The 218-nt window shown below is 72.5% G+C and carries 1 protein-coding gene; it reads right to left on the reverse strand.

The genetic code is table 11. The features are described 5' to 3' along the window. Positions 1–218: methyl-accepting chemotaxis protein (locus AAHB17_RS24705; RefSeq protein ID WP_342133710.1), on the reverse strand; the 218-nt coding region annotated here is incomplete at both ends.

The following is a 218-nucleotide window of genomic DNA, read 5'->3' on the forward strand; positions in this document are numbered from 1 at the left end:
GCCTGGCCGCGCAGGCTGCTGGCCGCCGCCGCCATCTCCTCCACCAGCGCCGCGTTCTGCTGCGTGGCCTGGTCCATCTGCTGCACCGCCTCGCCGATCTGACCCACCCCCGCGCTCTGCTCGCTGCTCGCCGCGCTGATCTCCGCCATGATGTCCGTCACCCGCCGGATGCTGCTCACCACCTCGGTCATGGTCGTGCCGGCACGGTCCACCAGCGC

This window comes from Hydrogenophaga sp. OTU3427 (genome assembly GCF_038440225.1).
Classification (GTDB): domain Bacteria; phylum Pseudomonadota; class Gammaproteobacteria; order Burkholderiales; family Burkholderiaceae_C; genus Hydrogenophaga.